The organism is Polaromonas glacialis, assembly GCF_000709345.1.
Classification (GTDB): Bacteria; Pseudomonadota; Gammaproteobacteria; order Burkholderiales; family Burkholderiaceae_C; genus Polaromonas; species Polaromonas glacialis.
On sequence record NZ_KL448326.1, the window covers coordinates 112064 to 119860 of the forward strand.

8 protein-coding genes are annotated in these 7797 nt (G+C 62.4%); 2 read left to right on the forward strand and 6 right to left on the reverse strand.

Annotation, left to right across the window (positions count from 1 at the left end; translation table 11 throughout):
- The 6 genes from EC86_RS28205 to uraH all read right to left on the reverse strand — a co-directional run.
- On the reverse strand, positions 1-908 hold a 908-nt coding region (locus EC86_RS28205; protein WP_198026907.1), incomplete at its 3' end, for an ABC transporter substrate-binding protein.
- Positions 909-1138: 230 nt separating this feature from the next.
- The gene (locus EC86_RS0123960; RefSeq protein ID WP_029527998.1) at positions 1139-1888 is read right to left on the reverse strand and encodes a class II aldolase/adducin family protein; all 750 of its coding nucleotides are present in this window, start codon (positions 1886-1888) and stop codon (positions 1139-1141) included.
- A 34-nt stretch (positions 1889-1922) separates the two neighbouring features.
- Positions 1923-2942: a porin gene (locus EC86_RS0123965; protein ID WP_029527997.1), complete on the reverse strand. Its 1020-nt coding sequence runs from the start codon at positions 2940-2942 to the stop codon at positions 1923-1925.
- Between the two features lie 77 nt (positions 2943-3019).
- The gene (locus tag EC86_RS0123970; protein ID WP_029528315.1) at positions 3020-4522 is read right to left on the reverse strand and encodes a nucleobase:cation symporter-2 family protein; all 1503 of its coding nucleotides are present in this window, start codon (positions 4520-4522) and stop codon (positions 3020-3022) included.
- Between the two features lie 110 nt (positions 4523-4632).
- Entirely contained in the window at positions 4633-5841 is a 1209-nt protein-coding gene (locus tag EC86_RS0123975) for a urate hydroxylase PuuD (protein WP_029528316.1), read from the reverse strand.
- A 254-nt stretch (positions 5842-6095) separates the two neighbouring features.
- Positions 6096-6452, reverse strand: a complete 357-nt coding sequence (gene uraH / locus EC86_RS0123980) for a hydroxyisourate hydrolase (protein WP_029528313.1) — start codon at positions 6450-6452, stop codon at positions 6096-6098.
- Between the two features lie 138 nt (positions 6453-6590).
- Between uraH and EC86_RS0123985 the strand changes: the two genes are divergently transcribed.
- Together EC86_RS0123985 and EC86_RS0123990 are read left to right on the forward strand one after the other, a co-directional pair.
- The gene (locus EC86_RS0123985; protein ID WP_051676345.1) at positions 6591-7304 is read left to right on the forward strand and encodes a GntR family transcriptional regulator; all 714 of its coding nucleotides are present in this window, start codon (positions 6591-6593) and stop codon (positions 7302-7304) included.
- A gap of 11 nt (positions 7305-7315) precedes the next feature.
- The coding region (locus EC86_RS0123990; protein WP_029528318.1) for a polysaccharide deacetylase family protein at positions 7316-7797 on the forward strand (482 nt) is incomplete at its 3' end.

Below are 7797 nucleotides of genomic sequence, written 5' to 3' on the forward strand. Positions count from 1 at the left end.
GCGACGCGCGCAGGGCTGGGCACGACGGTCGTGAAGATCACATTGCCCGTGTACTCGCCCAGATCGGTCGCGACCCGCTGGTTGGCCTGCGCGGCGAGGTTGTAAATCGGCACCGCCAACCCGCTACGGCGTGCCTGCGTGATCAGTGCAACGGTAGAGCGGGACGAGGCGAGCAACACGACGCCATTGGGTGCTCCCTTTTTCAGCGCCTCCAACACGGCAGGCACATCGGACGCGTCGGCCGACAACGCCACCTCGCCGGTCGGCTTGATGCCGGCCTTGGCCAGTACCTCCTGGGCTGCGGCCAGGGCGCTCTGGCCGAAAGCATCCTTTTGGTAAACCACAGCAATGCGGGTCTGGCCGCCCACGACCATCTGCTCGACCATGCGCGCAATTTCCGCGCTCGTGGTGGGTCGCACATTGAACACAAAATGACCCGGCTGGGTACGCATGGGGCCTGAACCCGCGATGCCAGCGATCAGCGGCACACTGTATTCGCTGGCAACCGGCAGCATCGCGCTGCAACTGCTGGTGCCCCAGCAATTGAACAATGCCACCACCTTGTCGTTGGCGAGTTGCCGTGCGTTGTCGGCTGCTTTCTGCGGATTGAATTCGTCGTCCAGCACCCGCAACACGATGCGTTTGCCCTGGATGCCGCCCGCCTTGTTGACCGAGTCGATGTAAGCCTGCATGACGGCCTGCCCCTCTTTCCCGGCCGCAGCACCAGGGCCTGACAAGGGCAAACTGACGCCGATGAGAATATCGCTGGCGGATTGCGCGACGGCAGATGCAACGAAGCCGTGCAGGATTACAGAGATCAAGACTGATTTCATCATTAACTCACCAGAATTTAAAAACAAGCGCACAACTTGCGCCCCATTACACAATCCGGACAGTTGCACGAACACCCATCGCCTGTTCAGCGCAAAACCAGCCCCGGCCGCATCAGAGCGGGATCAACCTGCCCAAAAAAATAAATTTTTTGCATCAAATAGGCCTCTTGCGCATGCTCCATATGCACTAGCAGCTATCAATTAAATAGCAAAAACACTGCTTTTTGCAGCCAGTGGTTGCCAGTCAATCAGGCTCAGGCTTCAAGCCGTCAGGGGCAAAAACGCCTGTGGCGCAAAAATTTGGTTCAGTCGCGGTAGCCCGGTGTCAAACGGTCGGCGCGGCGCAGCAACGCGGGCCATTCGACGTCGCCGTCCCACTCGCTGCCGTCGCCAGCCCATTGGCGACAGGTGCGGCTTGCAAGTTCGTCGCTGGCCACGGCGATATGTCCGCCAGTGGCCGCCATGGCGTGCAGTTGTGCCTGCGCGGCCCGCTCAAGCACATGCATCAGCATAAAGGCTTCGGCCACGCTGCGGCCCACGGTGAGCGTGCCATGGTTTTCCAGGATCAAGCCGTCAAGCAGGCCCAGGTTGACCACGAGGCGTTGTTGCTCATCAACGCCAAGCGACAGCCCTTCATAGCGGTGGCGACCCAGCCGGCCATGCAGCCGCATCGCCCACTGCGAGCCTGGCTGCAAGCCCTTGGGGAGCATTGACAGCGCCACCCCCCAGGGCGTGTGCAGATGGATCACGCATTCAAGCTCTGGCCGGGCCGCATGCACGGCGCCATGAATGGTGAAGCCGGTCGGGTTGACGGCCCGGCCCGAACCATCGACCACCTCGCCGCGCAGGTTCACCTTGACCAGACTGGAGGCGGTCATCTCGTCAAAACCCAGTCCGAATTCATTGATCAAATAGACGCCCGGCTCGCCCGGCACAGTGGCCGAGAGATGGGTGTACACCGTATCGTCCCAACCCGCCAGCGCGGCCAGCCGGTAGGCAGCCGCCAGGTCAACGCGCACCTGCTGCTCGCTGCGCGGGGCACGGTCTGAGGGCAAGCGCAACACTTTATGACCAGCGGTTGCTTGTTCTTCAGAACCGGTGGCGCACGCCCACCGAATAGCTGCTGCCATTCGACAGGTTGTCGATCTTGTCACGCATGGCCACGGCGTAGATATCGGTGCGCTTGGACAGGTTGTAGTCGTAGCCGAGGGAAACCGTGTTGCGGTCAGGCCCGGTTTTTGGCGCCACACGTCCCCACGCGGCCAGCACTGCGCCCGCACCCACCGGCACCCGGGCGCCCAGTTCGGAAATGCGGTACCGGTTGGCAGTCGTCGTGTTCTTGACTTCACCGTACTGCGCGAAGGCCTTGGCGACCGTGAAATCGTAGGCGCCATTGAGCTGCCAGGTGCGCGTGTCGGTTTGCACTGCCGCCGGCACAGGCCTTGTTTCGTCTTTCTTGACCGACTGATAGACCAGCGCGGCAGACAACGGGCCGCCGGCATAACCGACGTTGGCACCCCAGTTCGAGCCGTTGCTGGAACCCGCGCCAGTGCTCTTGGTCGCCGCCGCAGCGCTGATCACGCCGAACCTGAAGCCGCCAAAATCGGGACTGGCGTAAAGCGCCGAGTTGTTCCAGGCCGAGTCCCCGGTGACCGTGCTGCTGGTGAAGTAATGGCGGATGCTGGGTGAATAGCCGTAGGAGTCGCCAAAGGGATTAAACGACACGGTGGAGATGAACAACGGCGTGGTGTTGCGCCCCAGCGTGAAGGTGCCCCAACTTTTACTCGACAAGCCCACCGATGCGGTGCGCGAAAACAGCGTGTCGCCCGCAAAGCGGCCCGAAGCGCCGGTGTCGGCCAGCAGGAAACCCTCCAGCCGGAACACAGCGGACAAACCACCACCCAAATCCTCGGCGCCACGCATGCCGAAGTGGCTGGTGGTCAGCTTGCCGCTGTCCACGCCGCTCTGGCGCAAGCCGCCCGGTGCTTTGCTTGAGCCAATGCTCATGTCGACCAGGCCGAACAGGGTGACCGAACTTTGCGCCTGGGCGCCAAATGCCGTGGCGGCCAGGCAGGCCAGGGAGAGGGATCGCAGGAGTGGTTTCATCATGGTGTGGCTTAAAGTAAGGAGCAGGAAGGAAGGACGAAAAAAAATGGAAAGCAACGGCAAAAGGGCGGCGGGTGCCCTCAATGCGCCTCGGCCAGTTTGGCCGCCTCGATGGAACTGCCCACGTCGGCTTTGGCACCGTTGAAGAACAGGTTGAGCAGCACCGCCGACACGGCGGTCAGCAAGATGCCCGATTCGAGCAGCGGGTGCAGGCCGTGGGCCATCTGCTGCATCCAGCGCGGCGCCACCAGCGGAATCAGGCCAAAACCGATGGCCAGCGCCACGATGTAGAGGTTGTTGCGGTTGCCTTTGTAATCCACCGTGGACAGGATGCGGATGCCGGTGGCCGCGACCATGCCGAACATCACCAGCCCGGCGCCGCCCAGCACGAACATGGGAATCGACTCGACGAAGGCGGCCATCTTGGGCAGCATGCCCAAGATGATCATGATGACGCCGCCGGCTACGCAGACCCAGCGGCTCTTGACGCCGGTCACGCCGACCAGGCCGACGTTTTGCGAAAAGCTGGTGTAGGGAAAGGTGTTGAAGATGCCGCCAATCAGCGTGCCCAGGCCGTCGGTGCGCAGGCCGGCCGACATCTCGGCCTGGCTGATCTTCTTGCCCGTCAGGTCCGACAGCGCCAGGAACATGCCGACCGACTCGATCATCACGACGATCATCACCAGCGTCATGGTCAGGATCATCACGATGTCGAAGGTCGGCGGGCCAAAGGCAAACGGCGTGACCACGTCAAACCAGTGCGCCTTGCCGACCTTGTCGAAGTTCATCTTGCCAAGCGAGAGGGCCAGCACGCAGCCGGCGGCCATGCCCAGCAGCACCGAAATGTTGGCCACAAAGCCGCGCATGAACTTGACCAGCAGCAAGATGACCACCAGCACGAAGGCGGCAATCGCCAGGTTGTCCAGCGCGCCGTAGGCCAGGTTGTCGAGCATCGGGATCGGCCCGGGCAGCTTCATGACCGGCAGCGCCGCGCCTGCCGGGGCAGCCGCTGCAGCCGCGCCTGCCGCGGCCTTGGCGCTGTCGACCATGGCCACCAGCTTGGGCACATCGACCGTTTGCGCCAGTTGCGCCGGCCCGCCCACGGCCCAGCCCACGCCGACCCGCATCAGGCTGATGCCGATGATGGCAATGATGGTGCCGGTGACCACCGGCGGAAAAAAGCGCAGCAGCCGGCTGATCATGGGCGCGATCAGCATCGACAGCACGCCCGCCCCGATGATGGCGCCAAAGATGGCGCGCGCGCCCTCCACGCCCGGCATGGCATTGGCAAAGGCCACCATCGGCCCGACGGCCGCAAACGTCACGCCCATCATCACCGGCAACCGGATGCCAAAGTAGCGGCCAAAGCCGAGCGACTGGATCAGCGTGACGATGCCGCAGGCAAACAGGTCGGCCGAGATCAAGAGCGCCACCTGCTCGGGCGAGAGCTTCAGGGCGCGGCCGATGATCAGCGGCACGGCGATGGCGCCGGCATACATCACCATCACGTGCTGCAGGCCCAGCGCGGTGAGTTTGCCGATGGGCAGCTTTTCATCTACCGGATGGACGGTGTCAGTGGTCATGCTTGTCTCCTTGGGGTCGTTTTGGGGCTGGAAAAAAAAGCCCGTTCACGCCACGGGCCGGGGGCGATGTCTGCCTGGAATGCGGTGCCGGATGCGGTGTGCCGGCCGGTCTAGTTGACCGCCGCGCCCGCTTCGAACCAGCGCTTGAGCACGGCGCGTTCGTCGTCGGTGATCTGCGTGGCGTTGTTCATCGGCATGATCTTGAGCACGACCGCCTGCTGGTACAGCGCCTGGGCATGCTGCTTGATCAGCTCGGGGGTGTGCAGCGCAACACCCTTGCTTTGCAGCTGCGCGTTGTGGCACAGGGCGCAGCGCTGGTCGATGACGGTCTTGACTTCGGCGAAACTGACCGTCTTGCCCGCGGCCGCAATGGCGGCAGCAGACGGCGGCGGCGGGGCCATCCACACCACCAGCCCGGCCAGCATGGCCACGCCCAGACCCGCATATTCCCAGGGTGCGCGCTTGCCCTGAACGCCAGCCTTGTGCCGGGCCACGAAGCTGTGGCGGATCAGGGCGCCGGCCAGCATCAGGGCCACCAGCACCAGCCAGTTGCCCTTGGCCGAATACAGCCAGCCGTAATGGTTGGACAGCATGGCAATGAGCACCGGCAGCGTGAAATAGGTGTTGTGCACGCTGCGCTGCTTGGCGCGCCAGCCGTACACCGGGTCCACCGGCAGGCCGGCCTTGAGCTGGGCCACCACCTTGCGCTGGCCGGGAATGATCCAGACAAACACGTTGGCGCTCATGGTGGTGGCCAGCATGGCACCGACCAGCAAAAAGGCGGCCCGGCCGGCGAACAGCTGGCAGGCCAGCCAGGCGGCAAACACCACGAAGGCCAGCAGTCCGGCGCCAACGATCAGGTCACCGTTCTTGCGCCGGCCAAAGACGCGGCAGATGGTGTCGTAGACCAGCCAGCCCGCCACCAGAAAGCTCAGCGCCGCGCCAATGGCTGCACCGGCGGACCAGTCATAAACACTCTTGTCGACCAGGAAGGTGGCGGCGTTGAACAGGTAAAGCACCGTGAACAGCGCAAAGCCGGTCAGCCAGGTGGAATAGCTTTCCCAGTAGAACCAGTGCAGGTTTTGCGGCATCTGCTTCGGCGCGACCAGGTACTTTTGCGGGTGGTAAAAGCCCCCGCCGTGAACCGCCCACAGTTCACCGTCCACGCCTTTTTTAACCAGTTCCGGGTCGGCGGGCTTGGTCAGGCTGCTGTCAAGGAAAACAAAGTAGAACGACGAGCCGATCCAGGCAATCGCCGTGATGACGTGGGCCCAGCGCAGCAGCAGGTTGGCCCAGTCGAGAAGGTATGCGGTATCCATGTGCAGTCTCAAAATTCAAGGAATGCACAGCCGCCATGCGCTGCGCTTTCCCCTTACCACTGCGGGCTCTCTAAGGAGTGGACATCGCAACCGGGTAGACCCGCCCCAAAAGGGCCGGCGGACTCGGGCTCCGCGGCGACGTGAAATTAATGTATACACTTTTTAATCCGTAGATTCATAGGGTTTTCCCGGTTTGGAGTAAAAAAATATTCCCTTGCAGCACAGCCAGAAACAACCCGCCACCCTGCCGCCGCTCAGGAGCCCCGGTAAGTCGAGTAAGTCCAGGGCGTCACCAGCAAGGGCACGTGGTAATGGCCCTGCGCGTCGGAGATGCCAAAATCAATCGGCACGACATCGACAAAGGCAGGCTCGGGCAGCACGACGCCACGGGCGCGAAAGTACGCCGCCACCTCGAACAGCAGGCGATAACGCCCGATCGCCATGGCGCCGGCGTCCAGCAACGGCCCGCCATCGTTGCGGCCATCGGCATTCAGGGTGAGGGTTTTGAGGGTCTCGAAGCTTGCGCCTGCAAGGCGCTGCAGCGTCACTTTCATGCCAGCAGCGGGGCAACCGTTCATGGTGTCGAGCACGTGGGTACTGAGATGGCCCATAAAAATTCTCCTTTTTAAAACACAACGAAACTGACACTACCTTCGAACATCGGGGTCTAGCAATGATAAAAACTTGTTTTACTGGAGTAAAGTGTATACACTTTGAAAATCACAATGAATACGCAATCACAAAAATCCATGAAACGTCTTAACCATCTTCAGGTTGTCGGCGCCAAGGAAGCGGCTGTGCCACCGGGCTCGACGCAACGCATCGTGGAGTCCATCACCGCTGCCATCGTTGAGCGCCGGCTGATGCCGGGCACCAAGCTCACCGAACAAAAAATCGCTGACATTTTTGATGTCTCGCGCACCATCGTGCGCCAGGCGCTGAATCAGCTCAGCCGCGAGCATCTGGTGGTTCTGGAGCCGGCACGGGGCGCGTCCGTCGCCATGCCCAGCATCGAGGAAGCCCGCCAGGTGTTTGAGGTTCGCGCCATGATCGAATCGGCGATGGTGCGCCAGCTCTGCGCACAAATCACCGATGTACAAATCGCGCAACTGCGCGCCCACCTGCGCAACGAGCAGGAAGCCGTCAAGCGCACCGATGTTTCGGGCCGCACGCGGTTGCTGGCCGACTTTCACGTGCTGCTCGCACGCCTGCTGGGCAATGAGGTGTTGGCCCAGTTGCTGGCCGACCTGCTCAGCCGCTCGTCGCTGATCTCGCTGATGTACCAGTCCGCCCATTCGGCGGTGCATTCCCAGGACGAGCACCTGCACATCGTGGATGCGCTCGAAAAACGCGATGCGCGTACGGCGGTTCGGCTGATGGAGCACCACATTACCAATGTCGAACGCAACCTGCGGCTCAACCCCAATTCCACAGACCTTGCCGATGCACTTCGGCCTCTTTGATTGACCTTTGCATGAATGTTGACACCCCCCTTCTTCGCGCTTACCCGCGCGACCTGGCCGGCTACGGCCGTAATCCGCCGCATGCCAACTGGCCGGGCCGCGCCCGCATTGCGGTGCAGTTCGTGCTGAATTACGAAGAAGGCGGCGAGAACTCGGTGCTGCACGGCGACGCTGGCAGCGAGCAGTTTTTGTCCGAAATGGCCAGCCCGCCGGCCTACCCCGAGCGCCACCTGAGCATGGAAGGCATCTACGAATACGGCGCGCGCGCCGGCGTGTGGCGCTTGCTGCGCGAGTTTGAAAAGCGTGGCTTGCCGCTGACGGTATTCGGCGTTGGAATGGCGCTGGAGCGTTGCCCCGAAGTAGCGGCGGCCTTTCAGGAACTCGGCCATGAAATCGCCTGCCACGGCTGGCGCTGGATCAATTACCAGGGGATTGACGAGGCGACCGAGCGCGAACATATGGCACAAGGCATGGCGGCCATAGCACGCCTGAC